We start from the raw sequence: 20,200 nt of genomic DNA, 5'->3' as shown, positions 1-20,200 counted from the left end.
TACAATGAAAGTAATCGTAGTGGGATGTACACATGCCGGAACGTCAGCAGTGAAGACAATTTTGAAGGAGAATCCAGGTACTGAATTAACAGTATACGAAAGAAACGACAACGTTTCATTCTTGTCATGCGGGATTGCGCTTTACGTCGGCGGTGTCGTTAAAGATCCACAAGGATTATTCTATTCTAACCCTGAGGAGCTTGCTTCACTAGGCGCAAACGTAAATATGCAACATGATGTAACAAGCATTGATACAGCTGCAAAAACTGTTTCTGTGAAAAACTTAGTTACTGGCGTAGAATTCCAAGATACATATGATAAGTTAGTTTTAACGATTGGATCATGGCCAATTATCCCACCAATCGATGGCATCCAGAGCAAAAATGTTTTGCTTTGCAAAAACTACAACCAAGCGAAAGAAATCATCGCACGCAAGGATGACAAAAAGAAAATCGTCGTTGTCGGCGGCGGCTACATCGGTATCGAGTTGGTGGAAGCTTTTGCTAACGACGGTAAAGAAGTTACATTGGTTGATGGTTTGGATCGCATTTTGAATAAATATTTGGATTCTGAATTCACGGACATCCTTGAAAATGACTTGCGCGCACATGGCGTAAAAGTACAATTGAATGAAATGGTTAAAGGCTTCAAAGAGAACGAAGCTGGAGACATCACTACAGTAGTTACAACAGGCGGAGAATACGAAGCTGAAATGGTCATCTTATGCGTAGGGTTCCGACCGAATACGGACCTTGTCAAAGGCCAAGTGGATATGATGAAGAACGGTGCGATTATCGTGAATGATTACATGCAAACAAGCTTGCCTGACGTTTATGCAGCAGGAGACAGCTGTGCTGTAAACTACAATCCGAACGGCGGACATGCATATATTCCGTTGGCAACAAACGCTGTGCGGATGGGATTATTGGTCGGTAAAAACATCAACGGACCTAAAATGAAATACCGTGGAACACAATCCACTTCCGGATTGTATTTGAATGGCTTCACTATCGGTTCTACCGGTGTGAACGATGCAAGTGCTGAAGCTTTCGGACTTGAAACACGCTCCGTAGTTCTGGAAGACTTCTACCGTCCGGAATTCATGCCATCAAATGAAAAAGTGCTGATGAAACTTGTCTACGAAGTAGGTACCAACCGCATCGTCGGCGGACAGCTGATGTCCAAGTATGACATCACACAATCAGCCAATACTTTATCATTGGCTATTCAAAACAAAATGACGATTGAAGATCTGGCTTTGGTCGACTTCTTCTTCCAACCTCATTTTGACCGTCCTTGGAACTACTTGAACTTGTTGGCACAAAAAGCTTTGGAACAAGAAGCAGAATTAGCTGCCAAATAATTTAAACACGTTACTTTGTAACCCCTCTGTTAATCAATCCTTTGATTAACAGAGGGGTTCTTTGTGGAATAGATAGGGTTTCCGGATAAAACACTTGTATTTTTTGCTGGGTCATTAGATAATGAACGATAACGATAAACTTTCAAAGAGATAAAAAAACGAAGGAGAAACAATCTATGACCACAGACCCCAGTAATCAGACCTTGCTTTGGCAACTGCTGCTGATTGCGGTATTGACATTGGTGAACGCATTTTTTGCGGCATCCGAAATCGCATTTGTTTCATTGAACAAAAATAGGGTGGCAAATCAAGCCATCAAAGGGGATGAAAAAGCGCGTAAAATTTTGGCGCTTTTAGATCATTCTGATGATTTTTTGGCGACTATCCAAGTTGCTATTACTTTCGCGGGATTCCTTTCCAGTGCTTCGGCTGCCAATACATTCGCAGCCAGACTCGATCCCTATTTGAGCAATATACCCGGAGCGGAACAGGCTGCCATTCTGATCGTGACGTTAGCGCTCTCCTACATTTCCCTAGTCTTTGGTGAACTGTATCCGAAACAGTTGGGACTGCAACGCCCTGAAGAAGTGGCGCGGGCAGGTGCGGGCTTCATCACTGTCGTCCAAAAGCTGATGAAACCCTTCGTCTGGTTCTTATCCTTTTCCACCAGTGTTTTGGAAAAAATGACACCAATCACGTTCACGAGCGGCAACGATATGTTTTCGCGCGAAGAAGTACGGGACCTGTTGGAAAAGAGTAGCGATGAAGGGACCATCGAACGGATGGAATTCAACATGCTGAAGGGGGTGCTTTCCATGGATAACAAAATGGCCCGTGAGGTCATGGTACCGCGGACGGACACCTTCATGCTGAATGTGAACGATGATGTCGATGCTAATATAGAAGCAGCATTGGATTCCCCTTATACCCGCATACCAATCTATGAAGATGATAAGGACAATATCATAGGTGTATTGCATCTGAAAAATTTATTGAAGGAATCCAAGAATACCCCTATAAATCTGATTGATCTTCGAAAAATCATGAATGAGCCTCTGTTTGTTCCGGAAACGATCATGACCGATGAATTGATGTCCTACCTGAAGAAAAGCCATAACCAATTGGCGTTGCTCCATGACGAATATGGCGGCATGGTGGGGATTGTAACCTTGGAGGATATCCTCGAAGAAATTGTTGGCGATATCGAGGATGAATACGATGAAAGCTATGTCCTTATCGAGCGGATCGGCGATAATGTCTACGAAGCGGATGGAGCCACGCCATTGCATCGCTTCAATGATTATTTTGGCACGCAACTTGAATCGGCGGATGTCGATACGATCGCCGGTTATCTGTTGACTGAGTTGGGTGAGTTTCCGGAAGAAAATGAGGAAGCGTCCATCGAAGAGAACGGATTGATCATAAAAACGTTGGCGTTCGACAATCGCCGTCTTTTGAAAGTCGGAGTGTCTTATATGAACGAGAATGACCGACCCGCAAAAGAACGTTTTAAAGAGGACGAGGCTAAAGAAGCTGCCGATGTGAAAAAAGAAACAGAATGAATGATGAGTAGTTTTGCCTGGATCGATAATAGTCGGTCAGGGTGAAACTGCTTTTTTTGGTCCCCATACTGTTGCAAGGACAATCTTGTGGAATGCTCGGATTTCTTGTATAATAACAAAGGCATTGTCGTGGGTTAGCGTGTGCATATTGCTCATGCTATCTTTTTGTTTGGATAGCATTCACGATAGAGATATTCGAAAAAGGAGAACAATATGACTCAAACATTAGCAGATAAAGTAAAAGCAAGAAGAACATTTGCCATCATTTCCCATCCGGATGCGGGTAAAACGACCATCACGGAGCAGTTATTGTTGTTCGGGGGCGCAATCCGCCAAGCAGGAACAGTAAAAGGGAAAAAATCAGGCAGATTTGCCAAATCGGATTGGATGGATATTGAAAAACAAAGGGGTATTTCGGTAACCAGTTCGGTCATGCAGGTCGATTATGATGGCAAACAGATCAATATTTTGGATACACCCGGGCATGAGGATTTCTCGGAAGATACATACCGTACTTTGATGGCTGTGGATAGTGCAGTGATGGTCATCGACAGCGGGAAGGGGATTGAGCCTCAGACAAAGAAATTATTCAAAGTCTGCAGCATGCGAGGGATTCCGATCTTCACCTTCATCAATAAATTGGACCGTGATGGCCGCGAGCCGATGGATCTGATTGCGGAATTGGAAGAAGTTTTGGGGATCGAAGCCTATCCGATGAACTGGCCGATGGGCATGGGGAAAAATTTATTGGGTCTGTATGACATCTACAATAATCGCGTGGAATTGACTCATCCCGAAGAGAATGAAGACAACGATTTCCTGCCGCTGAATGAAGATGGCGAAATCGAAGGCGATTATCAAGTCACGCAATCAACCATCTATACCCAAGCGGTTGAAGATGTCCAGTTGCTGAAAGAGGCGGGCAACGTCTTTTCGGAAGAAGCAATCGCAGCCGGGAAATTGACGCCTGTCTTCTTCGGATCAGCTTTGACTGGCTTCGGCGTCCAGACGTTTCTTGATGCCTTTGTGGATTTTGCTCCGAGCCCAAGTGAGCATGTGACCGTAGCGGAAGAGATTGTTGAACCTACAGACGAAAACTTTACCGGCTTCATCTTCAAGATCCAAGCGAATATGAATCCGGCTCACCGAGACAGGATTGCCTTCGTGCGGGTCTGCTCTGGTGAATTCAAACCCGGAATGGACGTCTATGTTCAGCGCACCGGCAAAAAAATCAAACTGGCTCATACGACGCAGTTCATGGCCGATTCCCGTGAGCAAGTCCAAACGGCTGTTGCAGGCGACATCATCGGATTGTATGACACTGGTAACTTCCAGATCGGCGATACGATCTATGAAGGCAAAAAAGGCCTTGAGTTCGAAGCGTTGCCGCAATTTACACCGGAACTGTTCATGAAAGTCACTCCGAAAAACGTCATGAAGCAGAAATCCTTCCATAAAGGTGTGCAACAGTTGGTTCAAGAAGGGGCCATCCAGTTGTACAAAACGTACCATACAGAGGATTACATCCTGGGTGCGGTCGGCCAATTGCAGTTTGAAGTGTTCCAGTACCGTTTGCTGCACGAATACAATGCGGAAGTCGAAATGATGCCGATGGGCTCCAAGATTGCGCGATGGATCGATTCGGAAGATTTGGATCCGAACATGTCTTCAAGCCGTAACTTGTTGTGCCGCGACCGTTTCGGCAATCCCGTATTCCTTTTCGAAAACCAATTTGCTATGCGCTGGTTCGAGGATAAATATCCGGAAGTCAAATTGAAAGCTTTGCTTTAATTCAAATCAAAAAAACAAAACAAAAAACGCACATTGCCGAAAAGCAGTGTGCGTTTTGCATTAAAAAGAGTTTTTTTCGAGTGCAGAAAATGTCAATCATTTCAGATGAGATAGCTCCACGAAGTTATGACCAGGCATAACTTCCACATCGGCAACGGTAAGGTGCAACAATTTCGTCAGCACAAAGTCGATTTCGCTTTGCTTCACGCGACGGTTTTTGTTGAGGATGATGACATCCTCATGTGTTACGGCACCGGTAAAGATGACTGTAGTTTGTCCCAAAGAATACACTTTGACAAATTGCGCATCGGTGTTGGCCAATTGCTCACGTACAAGATCAGCATGGCTATTTGTAACATCGATCAATTTCATAGACGAACACCCCTAACTTAGGTTGGCTGTTTATAGAATAATTATATAACAACTGTTCATTTATTTAAAGGGTAAAGAAATAAATGAACAATTTTCATTGGCTTTCCAAAAGAAAAAGGCAAGAGAAGTCAATGACAACTCTTGCCCCCTGATGTTCAGTCTTTTGTCTCTGTGCGCTCGACTTTGCTGACGACTATCAGATTGCCTTCTTCATCTGCGTCGACAAACAAATCTTTTATTTTTGGATTATCCAAGTAGAATTCAGCTACCTGGTCCTCAATTTGATCCTGAATGACGCGGCGGAGCGGGCGTGCTCCCATGCTTGGGTCATATCCCAGATCGATAAGACGATCTTTTGCTTTCTGCGAGACGGTAACGCTGATTTCCTTATCCTTCAACAATGCGTTGACGTCGTCCAACATAAGCGTGACGATGCTGCTCAAATTTTCTTTGGACAATTGATTGAACTCGACAATCGCATCGAAGCGATTGATGAATTCAGGTTTGAAGTAATCGCTCAAACGGTTCAAGATGGAATGCGTCTTGCCTTTCATGGCTGCGCCGAATCCTACGCTTGCTTCCTGAACGCCTGAGCCGGCATTGCTGGTCATGATGATGATAGTGTCTTTGAAGCTGACAGTTCTGCCTTGGGAATCCGTCAGGCGGCCATCGTCAAGGATCTGCAGGAAGAGATGCATAACATCTGGGTGGGCTTTTTCGACTTCATCCAAAAGCAGGATGCTGTAAGGGCTGCGGCGGACACGTTCGGTCAATTGTCCGGCTTCGTCGTAGCCGATGTACCCAGGCGGCGAACCTATCAATTTGGAGACGGCATGTTTTTCCATGTACTCGCTCATGTCGAAGCGGATGATCGCATCTTCGGTCCCGAACATTTCGATTGCCAACTGTTTGGCCAACTCGGTCTTGCCGACACCGGTAGGTCCCACGAACAGGAAGGAACCGATCGGGCGGTTTTTGCGGCTTAGTCCGATCCGGTTTCTGCGGATTGCTTTTGACACTTTGTCGATAGCTTCGTCCTGTCCGATGACATTTTTCTTCAGGTCGCTGTCAAGATTCTTCAATTGTGTTTGCTCTTTTTCAAGCAATTCACCGACTGGTATATTTGTTTTGATTTCAATGATTTTTTGGATATCCTGTTCCGTTACGACGGGATCGCCATCGGCTGGTGTCGGATTTAGTTTCATCTTGTTCAGATTTGTGATCTGATCGCGATAGTAAGCAGCTTTCTCGTAATCTTCTGCATGGAGGGCAGCTTGTTTTTCTTTTTCGGCCGCTTCGATGCGCTCCTCAATTTGTTGCGGATCGATGGCTTTGATTGTCAGATTCTTTTTGGAACCGGACTCGTCAAGCAAGTCAATGGCTTTGTCGGGAAGGAAACGATCCTGGATATAGCGGTGTGACAATTTGACTGCCGCTTCCAGTGCCTTATCCGAATATTTAACGTGGTGATAATCTTCGTATTTCGGACGGATACCTTGAAGTATGATCAGCGTCTGTTCAGGTGTTGGTTCATTCACACGGACGGGCTGGAATCGGCGTTCCAGTGCGGCGTCTTTCTCGATTCTGCGGTATTCATTCAGCGTTGTGGCTCCGACCAGTTGCAGTTCGCCTCTCGCAAGGGCGGGCTTCAGGATATTGCCTGCATCCATACTTCCCTCAGCGTTTCCTGCCCCGACGATTTCATGGATTTCATCGATGAAGAGGATGATCTGTTTGTTCGCGCGAATTTCATCCATCAGTTTTTGCATCCGTTCTTCGAACTGGCCACGGATGCCGGTGCCTTGAACGAGCGAGACGACATCCAAGCGGATAACTTCTTTTTCCAACAATTTTTGAGGGACATCGCCGTCCACGATTTTTTGGGCAAGACCTTCAACTACGGCTGTTTTGCCGACACCGGCTTCCCCTGTGAGTACGGGGTTATTTTTCGTGCGACGATTCAGGATTTCGATGACGCGTGCGATTTCACTGTCTCTTCCGATTACTGGGTCGATACCACCATCACGGGCCAACTGCGTCAGGTTTATGCCGTATTCATCCAGCAAACCGCCTTTGCCACCGCCTTTTCCTCCGCGGGCAGCTTCAGGGGCAGGCGGCTGTTGGTAATTCTGTTCTTGGTTTTGCTGCATTTTTTTGAAGAAGGAATCCAGATTACCGAAAGAAAAAGGGTCTACTGGGCCTTGGGATCTTGGATTCGGATTGTTTTGTTGCGATTGAGCGGCTTTGAATTCTTGATAGCAGCTCTGGCATAAGTCGATTTGGCGTCTTTGTCCATTCACACTGGCATACAGATGAATGGAAGCTTGGTTCTTTTCGCAATTTTGACAAAGCATGGCAATCTTCCTTTCTATTATGGATCATAGCTACATGTATATTATAGTAGTAACGGCTAAGGAATTCTCGTGAGAAGGTTTCCTGACCAACTCTGACCTTATGAGCCCATTATACATTGACCTATTTTGACTTTCAAGTGGTTTGACCTGTACAAAGCAAAATTTTTCTTCGCGGGACGGCTTTCAGCCAAATAGGAAGGTTGTATTAAATTAGTGACATTTCAGCAATTATGACAAAAATTTGAACGAATCTAGTTAAAACAGTTGTAGTATAAAGCGAAAGATGGTAATCTTATTCAATGAAAGGGTTATTTTTAATCCGGTTTCCCATTTTTCTGTTATAATGGAAACGTATTAAAAGTACCTTAAATAAATACATCTCAAAAGGGGTTTATGACATGGAAAGAAAAGAATATCACGTAATCGCAGAAACAGGGATTCACGCACGTCCAGCAACTTTATTGGTGCAAACTGCAAGCAAATTTAATTCAGACATCAATTTAGAATACAAAGGTAAATCAGTTAACTTAAAATCCATTATGGGTGTAATGTCATTAGGCGTAGGCCAAGGCGCTGATGTTGTCATCACTGCAGAAGGTCCGGACGAAGCAGACGCTATGGCTGGAATTACTGAAACAATGGTAAAAGAAGGGCTAGCAGAGTAATATGAAAAACCACTTACAAGGAATAGCAGCTAGTGACGGTATTGCAATTGCGAAAGCATATTTGCTTACCGAACCGGATCTATCCTTTGAGAAGCGTAAAGTGGAAGATTCAGAAGGCGAAATTGCTCGCCTTTTGCAAAGCTTTGAAACCGCTAAATCAGAGGTAAGTGCAATCAGAGACAAAGCGGCAGTGTCACTTGGCGAAGAAGAAGCACAAGTTTTTGATGCACATTTAATGGTATTATCCGATCCAGAAATGATTGGATCAATGAATTCAAACATCCGCGACAACGGTGTGAATGCTGAATCAGCACTTTCTGATGTTGCCGGTATGTTCATCGGTATGTTCGAAGCGATGGAAGACAATCCATACATGCAAGAACGTGCAGCGGATATCCGCGACGTTACCGAGCGTGTATTGAGCCACTTGTTGGGTGTCAAAATCCCTAATCCATCGACAATCACAGAAGAAGTGATCGTCGTTGCCAAAGATTTGACTCCTAGTGATACGGCTCAATTGAACCGTGATTATGTTAAAGGATTCGTTACCGATATCGGTGGACGCACTTCCCATAGCGCAATCATGGCCCGTTCTTTGGAAATTCCTGCAATTGTAGGTTCAAAAGAGATCACGCAAATCGTCAAAGATGGCGATATCATCATTTTGGATGGTTTGGACGGCGACGTCTACATCAATCCAGATGAAGAAACATTAGCTGCATACAAGAAGAAAGCTGAAGAGTTTTCTGCGATGCAAGCTGAATGGCACAAACTGAAGAATGCAGATACAATGACAGCAGACGGTAAACATATCGAATTGGCTGCCAATATCGGAACGCCTAAAGATTTGGAAGGCGTTGTCGCTAACGGTGCTGAAGCAATAGGTCTATACCGTACTGAATTCCTGTACATGGACTCTTCGGACTTCCCGACAGAAGATGAGCAATTCGATGCTTATAAAGCTGTTTTGGAAGGCATGGAAGGCAAACCTGTCGTTGTTCGTACAATGGACATCGGTGGGGACAAAGAATTGCCTTATTTGGAATTGCCGAAAGAAATGAACCCATTCTTGGGTTACCGTGCAATCCGTATTTGTTTGGCTGAACCAGAGATGTTCCGTACACAATTGCGTGCATTATTGCGTGCTTCCGTTTACGGTAAATTACGCATCATGTTCCCAATGATTGCAACACTGAACGAATTCAGAGCTGCAAAAGCGATGTTGGATGAAGAAAAAGCGAATCTATTGGCCGATGGCGTAGAAGTTGCTGATGATATCCAAGTAGGTATCATGATTGAAATCCCAGCGGCTGCTGTATTAGCTCATCAATTCGCTAAAGAAGTAGATTTCTTCAGTATCGGAACAAATGACTTGATCCAATACACAATGGCGGCAGATCGCATGAACCAACAAGTTTCTTACTTGTATCAACCTTACAACCCAGCTATCCTTACGCTGATCAAGCATGTTATTGATGCTTCTCATGCGGAAGGTAAATGGACTGGTATGTGTGGCGAGATGGCCGGCGACCAAACAGCGGTTCCGTTGTTGGTAGGTCTTGGTTTGGATGAGTTCTCAATGAGCGCATCCAGCGTCCTGAAAACACGCAGCTTGATGAAACGCTTGGATTCCAAAGAAATGGAAACATTAGCGGACAAAGCAATCAATGAATGTACGACTGTTGAAGAAGTCATTGCATTGGTTGAAGAAATGAAAGCTAAATTAGACTAAGCCGATTCAGGTTAAAAAGGCCAGGCATGCTTGCATGCCTGGCCTTTTTGTGTGCCTGCGAGTTGAAACCGATCAAGGATGCAGCCTCTGTTATTTGGGCATTCCGTTTCGGGCGAATATATTTTAAAAAGTAGGTCTGACGGATGAGTGACAAATATCAAAATGTTCTATATACTGAACATATTGAGTCATAATAAATTTGATGGGATTTTTTCGAGGTGAAATCATGAGAATAGGCATGTTTACAGATTCGTATTTTCCTCAAGTGAGCGGGGTTTCCACTTCAATCCGCACCTTGAAAGAGGAATTGGAGGCAGAAGGTCATGAGGTCATCATTTTTACCACAACCGACCCGAAAGCTGACGAATCTGAAAAAAATATAATCCGTTTGACCAGCATCCCGTTCTTATCTTTCAAAGATCGTAGGGTTGCGGTCAAAGGGATGAACAAAGCGTTGAAGGAAGCGAAGAGGCAGAGAATAGATATCGTGCACACGCATACGGAGTTCAGCTTGGGCTTGACGGGTAAATTTGTCGGGTACATGCTGGAGATTCCGACGGTGCATACTTATCACACCATGTACGAAAAATATCTGCACTACATCGCTAAAGGGAAAGTTGTGAAACCCCGTGCGGTTAAGATAGCCTCCCGTTATTTCTGCAACAGTACGATGGGCATCATTGCTCCAAGCGAGCAAATGAAGGAGAAATTGGCATCCTACAATATTTATAAGGAAATTCGCGTCATTCCAACGGGTGTCAAGATACCCGCACAGATTGTCGGAATCAAATCCCGTAAGCGCGAAGAGTTGGGCATTTCGGATTCCGAATTGGTGCTCCTCTCCCTCAGCAGGTTGTCTTCAGAAAAAAATTTGGACAAGCTTGTCCATGCCTTTCCTGAAGTTGTCGAAGCCTGCCCGTCCGCAAAACTTGTGTTCGTCGGGGATGGACCGATGCGCCATGAGTTAGAGATGCTGGTATCGGAAATGAATTTGACCCCTAACGTGATCTTCGTGGGCGAAGTCAGAAATGAAGATGTGAGCGAATATTACCAAATGGCGGACATTTATATCAATGCTTCCGAATCAGAAACGCAAGGCTTGACCTACTTGGAATCGATCGTAAACGGGTGTCCGGTCATCGCTAAACGGAACGACTACTTATCCGGTCTGATAACAGAGGATAGCCTAGGGATGTTGTTCGACGAAGATGACAAAATTGGTAAGACCATCATCGCTTATGCGGATTTTTATCACAGCTCCGATGTTGCGACAAACCAAGAAGTGTGGGATGAGCTGATGCAGAAAATTTCTTCAAAAGCATTTGCGGAGGCCGTATTGAGCTATTATCAAACAAGTATCGACATTTATGACTCGCAGCCGCGCGAAGAAGTGAAATTAAGAGTGAATCTCTTGGAAAAAATCAAACGTTGAGCCGGAACGCCGGGAAACAGATTGCTTGGATAATCTGTTTCTCGGCGCTTTTTTATTTTTATCTGCGCAGAGCGTAGGGTATACTGTTAACATAGCTTTTAGAAGGGGCGGATTTATAAATGGAAAATATTGGATTTATCGGAACGGGTGTCATGGGCTCGTCCATGATCAGGCATCTCTTGAATGCGGGTTATCCTGTCCGTGTTTTTAATCGGACGAAAAGCAAGGCGGATGCGGTTATCGCTGAAGGTGCAAAATGGTGCGATACGCCTGCTGATGTGACGGCGCAATCAGATATCGTCATCACGATAGTAGGCTATCCGAAAGACGTTGAAGAGACCTATTTTGGGGAGAACGGCATCTTTTCGAAAGCGGATAACCACCATATTCTCATTGATATGACCACTAGTACCCCAACTCTGGCAGAAAAAATAGATGATTTCGGGAAATCAAAAGGGATCCGGACTCTGGATGCCCCGGTATCAGGGGGAGACAAGGGTGCGCAAAACGGAACGCTCACAACGATGGTCGGTGGAGATGAAGGAACATTTGAGGCCGCAAAAGAAGTCTTGTCCGTTTTTTCCAGCAAGGTGATGTTGCAAGGGCCAGCCGGCAGTGGTCAGCACACAAAAATGGCCAACCAGATCATGGTGGCCGGTACGATGACCGGTATGACCGAGTTGCTTGTTTATTCGAAAGCTGCCGGATTGGATTTGCAACGCGTAGTCGAACAAGTCGGTTCCGGTAGTGCCGCGAACTGGTCTTTGACGAACTATGCCCCTCGAATCCTGAAGCAAGATTACACAGCTGGATTCTTCGTCAAACATTTTGTAAAAGATCTTAAGATCGCACTGGATGAAGCAGATAAGATGGGCATCGACTTGCCGGCCACAAGACAGGCAGCGGTGCTTTACGAACAATTAGCGGGCAAAGGTTTCGCTGATGATGGTACGCAAGCATTGGTGAAGCTTTGGTGGGGCGAATAAGGCGCAATACTCAAATATTGATTTTCTTGGATAAATTACAGTAAATTGATGCGTAGTCAGAAAAAAAATGCTAGAATAAATAAGAAGTTAGTCTTGAAAGGGGAAATATCATGAAACCTTCACAGCTCTCAGCGATCCTTCGTCGCCTAGAAGTAATGATGGAAGACAATGGTGATGTCGAAATCCGTCGTTTTGAAAAAGCAGGCGTAGAACGTTGCGTCGTTAAATACAATCGCGATACGGAAAGTTTTGAATTGGAAGAACACGATTCAAACCAAACTTATCAATTTGATGATCTTGATTTAGTTGCCATCGAAATTTACGAATTATTACAAGATTAATTCATCCATCCTTGCATGAACTAAGGCAGCGGGAAAATGAGTAGGCCTCATTTTCCCGCTGCCTTTTTTTGCCCATTCCATTTTCATGGGAATAAAGTGGCAATCATTAAAATTTTTTAATTTTTATGTAGAGTAATTCCGCAACATTCAGTATACTGTGTAATAAGGAAATAATTGAAGAGGTGGAATAATGGCAAACAAGATTTACGTAGGTTTATTAGGACTAGGAACGATAGGGACTGGCGTTGCCCGCATCATCAGTGGCCACCAGAATAAAATCAATCAAGTGGTCGGACAGGAAGTAGTCATCAAAACGGTTTTGGACCGCGATATTGATAAATGCAAAACTTTCTTTAGTGAGGCTGTTCATTGCACAGATAATTTTGATGAAATTTTGAATGACGAAGAAATTTCGATTATTGTAGAATTAATTGGATATGTTCCGGTAGCAAAAGATTACATTTCAAAAGCTTTGGCGGCTGGAAAGCATGTCGTTTCAGCAAATAAAGATCTTGTGGCTTTGCATGGGAAAGAATTGGTCACTCTGGCGAAAGCAAACAAATGCGATTTCTTGTATGAAGCAGCTGTTGCTGGAGGTGTTCCGATCTTACGTGCGATCACAGAAAGTTTCGCTTCAGACAATATTCAAAAAGTCATGGGGATCGTGAACGGTACGACAAACTTCATGATGACGAAAATGGACAAAGAAGGCTACTCTTACGATGAAGCCTTGGCATTGGCACAGGAATTGGGCTTTGCCGAAAAAAATCCGACAAGCGATGTCGATGGGTTGGATGCAGCGCGCAAAATGGTCATTTTGGCTCGTCTTGCCTTCGGAACGAATGATGTGACTTTGGATGATGTTGCAGTGACGGGTATCCGCAATGTTTCCATCAACGACATCAAGTTGGCGAATCGTTTAGGCTATAAAATCAAGTTGATTGGTACTGCCGAAAAAATCGACGACAGCGTCAACGTGGAAGTCGGACCGGTATTTGTTCCGGAATCGCATCCTTTGGCAAGCGTCAACAATGAAATGAATGCTGTCTTTGTGGCGGGGGAAGCTCTTGGGGAAACGATGTTCTACGGCGCCGGAGCAGGAGAATTGCCTACTGCAACAGCCGTCGTCAGTGATGTGATGAATATCGCTAAAAATATCCTTTTGGGAACAACTGGAAACATCTTTAACGAGTATGAAGTAGAGACCTTGATTGCGAAACCTGAGCAGGTCATCAATCCTGTATTCATGCGTTTGGAAGTTACCGATCGTGCAGGACAATTTTTGGAATTGGCGAAAATCTTCGCTACTGCAGAAGTAAGCTTTGATAAGATCATCCAAGAGCCATTGGCAAACGGTAAAGCGATCATTGTCATCGTTACGCATCCGATGTCGAAAGCGCAAGAAAATGAAATCATCCAAGCGATGGAAGATAATGATGATATGAAATTGAAAGTCCATTTCAAAGTGTTGGAACACTGATCGGATTTCTTTCGTATTTCGAACACAGTAAAGATTAAGAATTGATGGACCATCGTTCTTTGGAAAGGGTTGATTAGTAGGATGTTTGATATCCGTGTACCGGCAACTTCCGCCAATTTGGGACCAGGCTTTGATTCCCTTGGATTGGCTGTATCATTATATTTGACGTTAACTGTAAAAGAAGAGGCCGACGAGTGGGAAATTCTCCATGATTTGGGAGCGGGGATTCCGACTGATAAAACAAATCTGATAATTGAGACGGCGTTGTCTTTGGCGCCGAACATGGTACCACGGAAAATCACGATGACGAGTGAAGTGCCTGCTGCCAGAGGTTTGGGCAGTAGTTCCGCTGCCATCGTTGCAGGAATCGAGTTGGCTAATCAATGTGCAAATCTGCGATTGAGCATTGATGATAAAATTCAAATCGCGACACGCATCGAAGGCCATCCTGACAATGTGACGCCTGCCATCACGGGGGATTTCACTGTTGGAACCGTTCTGGATTCAAAAGTATATTGGACAAAAGCAAGTTTCCCTGAGGTTGCCTTGGTAGTGACGATTCCGGAAAAGGAATTGTTGACGAAGGCAAGCAGGGCCGTTTTGCCGGATTCGCTTCCGTTTAAGGAAGCCGTCAAAGGCAGCAGCATCTCGAATATGTTGGTGGCGGCTGTTTTTTCGGGTGACATTGAAAAAGCGGGCGCATTGATGGAACAGGATGTTTTCCATGAGCCTTATCGGGGCGCATTGGTTCCGGAGTTGAGTCAAGTCCGGGAATTGGGACATGAGATGGGAGCGTACGGTACTTACCTAAGTGGTGCAGGCACGACGATCCTCACGATGATCCATCCTGAAAAGGCAGCAGCATTCGTAGCTGCGGCTAGAGCCGCCGTTAAAAACAGTGAAGTCAAGTTGCTGCATGTTGAAAAAAATGGCGTGCAAGTAATCAAATGATAGTCAAATAACAATCAAATAACAACGGGCCCGAGGAGCAATCCTTGGGTTTTTTGTTTTTTTGGCTAGTGAAAGCAATCTTAGCAGTGAACGCAGGCAGAAAAGATGAATAAGAGAAAGTTATCCATATTTCCAGGCCCGAGCGCAGCGTCCGGGTGTCTGAGCGCAAATCATCGCGCTCCTCTTAGACGCGCTCTGGCCTGCAGGGGGTTCCGCTTAAGCTGACAAGCTGCCTAGGGACATAGCGCCATATCAAACGTGTTCTGAATCCCAGAAATCTGTGCCTAAGCTGACTACCACACACGGACAAAAAGCGTCCGTTTAGTGTTAGTCCTCTTAGTGCTCGATTTCTACCCGGGATCCATCACACTCTCCCGCATAGCATCGCGCCTTCTTAAACGCGCTCTGATTCGCAGACACCACTCCCGTTTCGCAAGTGGCTGTCGTCCACAAAAGAAGTGAACGTCATCCGCTTGCTCCAACGTCCGGATGTCTAAGCGCGAATCATCGCGCTCTTGTATTTTTTGGTTTATGCTTTATAATGTTACTGGAATGGGGTTATAATATACAATTGGATAGTAGTGAGGCTGGGTCAAAACTTTTTTGTGGGGTACAGGATGCTTGTTTCGGATTGTGTGCCGTGCAGTTTTTTGGTTTTGGGGCGCGACTTGGGGAAGTTCTCTCGGGTTCTGCTTGAAAAGTGACATTGTTGCTTTTTCCCGTCCTCTTATTTTTTTGATGAGGAGACATTATGTTAAATAAATTCAAACCGACATGGATGGTGGAGTCCATCTATCACATCACTCCGGAACAACTTGAAAAGAACAACATCAAAGGTGTATTGACCGATCTGGACAATACCTTGATCGCCTGGAACAATCCGGAAGGAACACAGGAATTGAAGGATTGGATCGCCTTGATGAAAGAAAATGCGATACCCGTCGTCATCATTTCCAACAATAGCGATAAGCGCGTCAAGATAATCGCGGATAAGTTGCAATTGTCTTATGTGCCAAGGTCGATGAAGCCTTCTCGCCGTGGGTACATCAAGGCAGCTGAACAGCTGCAGCTTCCGTTGGACCAATGCCTGATGGTTGGGGACCAATTGCTTACGGATGTTTTTGGCGCGACTCGAGCGGGAGTCAAGAGTGTGTGGGTAATGCCAATCATCAATTCGGACGGATGGAATACGCGCATAAACCGATTCTTTGAAAGAAAACTGCTGAAACGTTTGTTGAAAAATGATCCAGGAATGATATGGAGGAAATCACTTGACTAAAGAAGAATTAACAGAAGATCTCTATTGCATCGGCTGTGGGGCGAAAATCCAGACCGATGATCCGACCGAACGAGGGTATACCCCGGCGGCCGCTCTGCAAAAGGGATTGGATTCCGGGCAATTATACTGCCAACGCTGTTTCCGTCTGCGACACTACAATCAGATGGAAAAAGTGTCCGTCACGGATGATGAATTTTTGGCGATGCTGAACACCATCTCGATGGAAGATGCCTTGATCGTCAACGTCATCGACCTGTTCGACGTATACGGCAGCATGATCCCTGGATTGCATCGCTTTGCGGGCAATAATAAAGTGTTGGTGGTCGGAAATAAAGTGGATGTTTTGCCCAAGTCGGTCAAACTGTCCCGTGTGAAGCAATGGTTGACGGAGCAGGTGCAGTCAGTAGGTTTGCGTCCGGTTGACGTCATGCTGGTAAGCGGCAAGAAAGCGACGTCCATCGATGATCTGTTGGAAACCATCGAAGAACATCGGGATGGCAAAGATGTTTATGTCGTGGGCGTCACGAACGTAGGTAAATCCACTGTCATGAACCAGATCATCCGTGCGGCTACAGGCAACAAGGAAGATGTCATCACGACTTCCCAATTCCCTGGCACAACGTTGGATCAGATCCGTATTCCTTTGGACGATGGGCATTTCCTAATCGATACGCCAGGGATCATCCATCACCACCAAATGGCGCATGTGTTGAGCCCGAAAGAATTGAAGCTCGTAGCGCCGCAACACGAAATCAAACCGATTACTTATCAATTGAACCCGGAACAGACGTTGTTCTTGGGTGGCGCATCGCGTTTTGATTTCATCAGTGGGGAAAAATCATCCTTCACTTGCTATTTCGCGAATGATTTAAAAATTCACCGAACCAAATTGGAAAAAGCGGATGAATTCTATGCAAAACATCTGGGGACCCTTCTTCAGCCGCCGTCTGCGGAAGACGCGGAAAATTTTCCGCCGTTGGTCAGACGTGAATTCAATGTCAAAGTACCGTCCGATATCGTATTTTCCGGATTGGGATGGATAACTGTCCGCAAACCAGGCAAAGTCGCAGCATGGGTCCCACAAGGCGTGGACACAGTAATGCGCAAACCGATCATTTAATAATAAAAGACTGAGGTGTCAAATGGAATTAAGAGGCAAACAAAAACAATATTTAAAAAAAGAAGCACACCATATGAATCCGCTCTTCCAAGTGGGTAAAGGTGGATTGAACGAAGAGATGCTTTACCAAATTGGGGAAGCGTTGGAGAAAAGAGAATTGCTGAAGATCGCTCTTCTGCAGAACACGGATGAAGAAACAGAAGATGTCGCTGCAGTTATCGAAGAAAAACTGCAAGCGAAAGTCGTACAACAGATCGGACGCACGCTTGTGTTGTTCAAACCATCAACCAAAGAAAAGAATCGTCGTTATTCGACTGTCGTTGAAAAAATCTAAAGGCAGGCCAATCCATATTTTATTGAGGTGAGAAAAAATTGATCACAACTTTAAATTTGATCGGACAAACGGATTATATGATCATCGAAGAAACCGAGGTCGAGACGCAGATCGCTTTCCAGGACCGGAAACGCATCGGCATTATGGGAGGGACATTCAGTCCGCCCCATTTAGGCCATCTGATCGTAGCGCAACAGGTTGGGGAACAACTTGGCTTGGATAAGATTTATTTCATGCCCGATGCCGAGCCCCCACATGTTGATGAAAAAGAATCAATTCCAGCGAATCATCGCGAATCGATGGTGCGGTTGTCCATTGCGGGCAATCCGTTGTTCGATATCGAAACAATCGAGTTGGAGCGGGGCGGTAAGAGCTTTACGATCGATACGATGAAATTGTTGACTTCCATGCATCCGGACACTGATTATTATTTCATCATCGGCGGAGACATGGTGGAATACTTGCCGAAGTGGGAACGCATCGATGAACTGGTACAACTTGTGCAGTTCGTCGGCGTCGCCAGGCTGGGATATGGAAGGGAAAGCATCTATCCAATCATCTGGGTCGATGCGCCATTGATCGACATCAGTTCGACGGAAATCCGCAAGATGGTCAAAACCGGCCGCTCGATCCGTTATTTGGTGAAAGAGGACGTCAAAGATTACATTTTGAAAGAAGGACTCTATCTCGATGACGAAGACTGAGCTTGCATACACAGGAATCTATACGGATTGGACGCGGGAAGCCGTTTTGGCGGAAGTGGAAAAACAGATGAAGCCATCGCGTTTCCAGCATGTACTGCGGGTTGAAGCCTGTTCCATCCAATTGGCGGAAAAATACGGCACATCCATGGAAGCCTGCTCGTTGGCCGCTCTCCTGCATGACTTTGCGAAAGAACATGACGCGGAAAGCATGAAGGAAATCGTCCTATCCGAAGGGATGGACAGCGAAATGACCGGTTACGGCAGCGAAATCATGCATGGACCTGTCGGCGCTTATTATGCCGAAATGGTATTCGGAATCACGGATGAGGCTATCCTTGACGCAATCCGCCAGCATACAATCGGTGGCGAGACAATGACCCTGATCGGGAAAGTCCTCTTCGTTGCCGATTACATCGAATCGGGACGCGCATTCAAGGGCGTAGACGAAGCCAGAAGACTGGCTGAAATCAGCCTGGATGAGGCAGCTTATTTTAAAATAGAAAAAACAATCATCCATCTGGTGAAGAAAGAACTGCCGATTTATCCCGGCACAATCTATGTCTACAACAGTTGGATCCAAAGAAAAGTGGGGAAATCATAATGAAATTAACAAGTGAAGAATTATTGGAATTAGTGGTTAAAGCAGCAGATGACAAATTGGCTCAGGATATCATGGCATTGGATGTACGCGGTTTGACATCGATCGGTGATTACTTTGTTGTCATGAACGGCCGTAACGAAAAGCAAGTCGCTGCAATCGTGGAAGCGATCGTGGAGAGCGTGCACAAAAACAAAGGCGAAGTCAAAAATGTTGAAGGCAAAGATTCGGGCAAATGGACATTGATCGATCTGAACGACCTTATCGTGCACGTATTCAACCATGAGGAACGCGGCTACTACAACATCGAAAAATTATGGAGTGATGCGCCTATGGTCGACATCTCGGGGATGGTCACTGAGCAATGAGTTACGACATCTTTGCCCATTACTATGATGAAATAATGGACCAGTCTGTCTACGACAGCTGGCTTCTTTATGTTGAAAAATATACAGCCGGGAAATCCGGTCTGGACATCATGGAATTGGCATGCGGGACAGGGAAGATTGCAGTGGAATTGGCGAAAAAAGGCCATCGGGTAACAGGGGTCGACCTCTCCGACGAAATGCTTTCGCTTGCCTATAATCGGATGCAGGAAGAAGGCGTTACGCTTTCGTTGGCAGTGGGAGACATGCGTTCGCTGGAGCCGATGGGGGATTTTGACGTCGTGACGTGCTTCTCTGATTCACTTTGCTACATGACGGATGAAGCTGAAGTGGCGGAAGTCTTTCAGAGCGTCATCCGCAATCTCGGACCTGGCGGTGTTTTTTTGTTCGACGTCCACTCGATGCATCAAGTGAATAACGTTTTTCCGGGATATCAATACATCTATCAGGATGAAGCGGGAGCCTTCCTTTGGGAAAGTTTTACCGGCGATGCTGCGAATAGTGTCGAGCATGATTTGACTTTCTTCATGGGATCCCAGAAGAATCCGGAATTGTTTGAGCGCCATTCGGAATATCATCGCGAACGCACGTATCCGCTGGAAGTCTATAAGCGGATCCTTAAAGAAGCCGGCTTCACCGATGTTGCGGCTACAGCCGAATTCGGTGAAACTGATGTGCGTGATGACAGTCCGCGCTGGTTTTTTGCCTGCAAAAAAGCTTAAGCAACCATACAATGAAACCAAAGGGGGG

Annotated in this window: 19 protein-coding genes; 17 read left to right on the top strand and 2 right to left on the bottom strand. The window is 45.3% G+C overall.

Going from position 1 to position 20,200, the window contains the following annotated elements; genetic code table 11:
• Positions 1-4 precede the first annotated feature (4 nt).
• From C7R56_RS07660 to C7R56_RS07650, 3 genes are all read left to right on the top strand, one after another.
• Entirely contained in the window at positions 5-1,363 is a 1,359-nt protein-coding gene (locus tag C7R56_RS07660) for an FAD-dependent oxidoreductase (RefSeq protein WP_107995955.1), read from the top strand.
• Between the two features lie 176 nt (positions 1,364-1,539).
• A complete protein-coding gene (locus C7R56_RS07655; protein WP_107995954.1) occupies positions 1,540-2,925 on the top strand; it encodes a hemolysin family protein in 1,386 nt (461 codons plus the stop codon).
• Positions 2,926-3,138: 213 nt separating this feature from the next.
• Positions 3,139-4,716: a peptide chain release factor 3 gene (locus tag C7R56_RS07650; protein ID WP_107995953.1), complete on the top strand. Its 1,578-nt coding sequence runs from the start codon at positions 3,139-3,141 to the stop codon at positions 4,714-4,716.
• Between the two features lie 96 nt (positions 4,717-4,812).
• Here C7R56_RS07650 and C7R56_RS07645 read toward each other — a convergent pair whose 3' ends face one another.
• Positions 4,813-5,088 (bottom strand): DUF1827 family protein, encoded by a 276-nt coding sequence (locus C7R56_RS07645; protein WP_107995952.1) that lies wholly within the window; start codon positions 5,086-5,088, stop codon positions 4,813-4,815.
• Between the two features lie 155 nt (positions 5,089-5,243).
• Positions 5,244-7,442 (bottom strand): ATP-dependent Clp protease ATP-binding subunit, encoded by a 2,199-nt coding sequence (locus C7R56_RS07640; RefSeq protein ID WP_107995951.1) that lies wholly within the window; start codon positions 7,440-7,442, stop codon positions 5,244-5,246.
• A 398-nt stretch (positions 7,443-7,840) separates the two neighbouring features.
• Here C7R56_RS07640 and C7R56_RS07635 point away from each other — a divergent pair, with 398 nt between their 5' ends.
• From C7R56_RS07635 to C7R56_RS07570, 14 genes are all read left to right on the top strand, one after another.
• On the top strand, positions 7,841-8,107 hold the full coding sequence (locus tag C7R56_RS07635; protein WP_068559983.1) for a phosphocarrier protein HPr: 267 nt from the start codon (positions 7,841-7,843) through the stop codon (positions 8,105-8,107).
• A 1-nt stretch (position 8,108) separates the two neighbouring features.
• Positions 8,109-9,839 (top strand): phosphoenolpyruvate--protein phosphotransferase, encoded by a 1,731-nt coding sequence (gene ptsP, locus C7R56_RS07630; protein ID WP_107995950.1) that lies wholly within the window; start codon positions 8,109-8,111, stop codon positions 9,837-9,839.
• A 238-nt stretch (positions 9,840-10,077) separates the two neighbouring features.
• Complete coding sequence (locus tag C7R56_RS07625) at positions 10,078-11,271, top strand: glycosyltransferase (RefSeq protein WP_234402603.1); 1,194 nt, start codon at positions 10,078-10,080, stop codon at positions 11,269-11,271.
• A gap of 119 nt (positions 11,272-11,390) precedes the next feature.
• Positions 11,391-12,257 (top strand): NAD(P)-dependent oxidoreductase, encoded by an 867-nt coding sequence (locus C7R56_RS07620; RefSeq protein WP_107995948.1) that lies wholly within the window; start codon positions 11,391-11,393, stop codon positions 12,255-12,257.
• A 110-nt stretch (positions 12,258-12,367) separates the two neighbouring features.
• Positions 12,368-12,598, top strand: a complete 231-nt coding sequence (locus C7R56_RS07615; RefSeq protein ID WP_086628356.1) for a YkuJ family protein — start codon at positions 12,368-12,370, stop codon at positions 12,596-12,598.
• A 190-nt stretch (positions 12,599-12,788) separates the two neighbouring features.
• Positions 12,789-14,078, top strand: a complete 1,290-nt coding sequence (locus C7R56_RS07610) for a homoserine dehydrogenase (RefSeq protein WP_107995947.1) — start codon at positions 12,789-12,791, stop codon at positions 14,076-14,078.
• 81 nt (positions 14,079-14,159) lie between these two features.
• Positions 14,160-15,029 carry a homoserine kinase gene (gene thrB, locus C7R56_RS07605; RefSeq protein WP_107995946.1) on the top strand — a complete coding sequence of 290 codons (870 nt, stop codon included), beginning with the start codon at positions 14,160-14,162 and terminating at the stop codon, positions 15,027-15,029.
• Between the two features lie 751 nt (positions 15,030-15,780).
• The gene (locus C7R56_RS07600) at positions 15,781-16,308 is read left to right on the top strand and encodes a YqeG family HAD IIIA-type phosphatase (protein WP_107995945.1); all 528 of its coding nucleotides are present in this window, start codon (positions 15,781-15,783) and stop codon (positions 16,306-16,308) included.
• Positions 16,301-17,428: a ribosome biogenesis GTPase YqeH gene (gene yqeH / locus C7R56_RS07595; protein WP_107995944.1), complete on the top strand. Its 1,128-nt coding sequence runs from the start codon at positions 16,301-16,303 to the stop codon at positions 17,426-17,428. The genes C7R56_RS07600 and yqeH overlap by 8 nt, the downstream gene beginning before the upstream one ends.
• A 22-nt stretch (positions 17,429-17,450) precedes the next feature.
• Complete coding sequence (gene yhbY / locus C7R56_RS07590; protein ID WP_086628351.1) at positions 17,451-17,762, top strand: ribosome assembly RNA-binding protein YhbY; 312 nt, start codon at positions 17,451-17,453, stop codon at positions 17,760-17,762.
• A gap of 77 nt (positions 17,763-17,839) precedes the next feature.
• Positions 17,840-18,466, top strand: coding sequence for a nicotinate-nucleotide adenylyltransferase (locus tag C7R56_RS07585; RefSeq protein WP_107996025.1), 627 nt, complete (start codon positions 17,840-17,842; stop codon positions 18,464-18,466).
• The gene (gene yqeK, locus C7R56_RS07580; RefSeq protein ID WP_107995943.1) at positions 18,453-19,067 is read left to right on the top strand and encodes a bis(5'-nucleosyl)-tetraphosphatase (symmetrical) YqeK; all 615 of its coding nucleotides are present in this window, start codon (positions 18,453-18,455) and stop codon (positions 19,065-19,067) included. The genes C7R56_RS07585 and yqeK overlap by 14 nt, the downstream gene beginning before the upstream one ends.
• Positions 19,067-19,432 (top strand): ribosome silencing factor, encoded by a 366-nt coding sequence (gene rsfS / locus C7R56_RS07575; RefSeq protein ID WP_107995942.1) that lies wholly within the window; start codon positions 19,067-19,069, stop codon positions 19,430-19,432. The genes yqeK and rsfS overlap by 1 nt, the downstream gene beginning before the upstream one ends.
• Positions 19,429-20,172: a class I SAM-dependent DNA methyltransferase gene (locus C7R56_RS07570; protein ID WP_107995941.1), complete on the top strand. Its 744-nt coding sequence runs from the start codon at positions 19,429-19,431 to the stop codon at positions 20,170-20,172. The genes rsfS and C7R56_RS07570 overlap by 4 nt, the downstream gene beginning before the upstream one ends.
• The last annotated feature ends 28 nt before the right edge of the window (positions 20,173-20,200 follow it).

The organism is Trichococcus paludicola, assembly GCF_003052295.1.
Taxonomy (GTDB): Bacteria; Bacillota; Bacilli; order Lactobacillales; family Aerococcaceae; genus Trichococcus; species Trichococcus paludicola.
The sequence above is the reverse complement of the archived record's forward strand: the minus strand, read 5'-3'. Positions and strand labels throughout refer to the sequence as shown.